This is a genomic window from Isoptericola sp. NPDC057391, from assembly GCF_042668085.1.
Taxonomy (GTDB): domain Bacteria; phylum Actinomycetota; class Actinomycetes; order Actinomycetales; family Cellulomonadaceae; genus Isoptericola.
On sequence record NZ_JBHVBO010000341.1, the window covers coordinates 1 to 1,119 of the forward strand.

The following is a 1,119-nucleotide window of genomic DNA, read 5'->3' on the forward strand; positions in this document are numbered from 1 at the left end:
ATCTCGCGGGTCCGGGTTCTCTATCTCGGCGCATGCTGGCAGGTCGGGCACCAGTAGATCGCCCGCTCGCCGGCGTCGGGCCGCCGCCCGGGGCCGGCGGTGCTGCCCAGGGCGACGGGCGTGCCGCAGCGGCGGCACGGTTTGCGGTGGCGCCCGTGCACGGCGAGCTCCACGGCTCCCAGCCCGGAGCGTCGCCCCACCTCGACGCTGCGCCCCATGAGACGGCGCGCCGCCACCAGCAGGGCGCGGCGTTCCTCGTCGTCCAGGGCTCCCACCGGGGTCCACGGCCACCGGCGCGTGGCGAACAGCGACTCCGCCGTCCAGATGGTGCCGAGCCCTGCCACGCCGCGCTGATCGAGCAGGGCGACGCAGAGCGGCCGGTCGGGGTCGGTGGCGAGACGGCGCGCGCCCTCGTCGAGCCGCTCCGGGAAGTCGTCGCCGAGGACGTCCGGGCCGAGGTGGGCCAGCAGGCGGGGCTCGTCGCGGGTGCGGAGCACGTCGAGCATGCCGAGGTGCCACCCGAGGCAGGTCCAGGTCTCCGTCGCCAGGACGGCGCGGACGGCGGGGGAGCGGCCGGCCGCCTGGCGGGTGCCCGTGCGGTGCACCCGCCAGTAGCCGTCCATCCGCAGGTGGGTGTGCAGGGTGCGGCCGTCGTCGAACCGGGTGAGCAGGTGCTTGCCGTAGGCCACGGTCTCGTGCGCCGTGGCACCGACGAGGTCCACACCCGCCGCCGACGGCCAGCGCAGCTCCGCGCGGACCAGGGGCGCGCCGCGCAGGGCGACGCCCAGTCGTGCGGCGGTGAGCCGCAGCACGTCTCCCTCGGGCACGGGCGCCTCCCGGTGCGGGTCAGGCCGGGCGCAGGCCGCGCGGCGTCACGCCGAAGCCGGCGTCGAGCAGCGCGGCCGCGGCCGGGGTCCGGTCGCGGGCGGCGGTGAGGGCGGGGACGCCGTCGACGCGCTGCACGGTGACGCGCCCGAGCCGGTCGGCGCGCGTCTCCGCGACGAGCCGCCCGGCCGCGGCGGCGAGGCGGGGGCCGTCGCCCGCGTCGCCGCGGCCGAACGACAGCACCGTGCGCCCGCCGCGCTCGACGAACAGGACCAGCTCGCCGTCGACCAGCAC

At 78.6% G+C, this 1,119-nt stretch carries 2 protein-coding genes; both read right to left on the bottom strand.

Features of this window, described 5'->3' with window-relative positions:
• Positions 1 to 20 precede the first annotated feature (20 nt).
• Positions 21 to 827 carry a DNA-formamidopyrimidine glycosylase family protein gene (locus tag ACFUVW_RS20870; protein WP_430573205.1) on the bottom strand — a complete coding sequence of 269 codons (807 nt, stop codon included), beginning with the start codon at positions 825 to 827 and terminating at the stop codon, positions 21 to 23.
• Positions 828 to 846: 19 nt separating this feature from the next.
• Positions 847 to 1,119, bottom strand: a 273-nt coding sequence (locus ACFUVW_RS20875; protein ID WP_430573206.1) for a hypothetical protein, incomplete at its 5' end; no start/stop codon positions are given.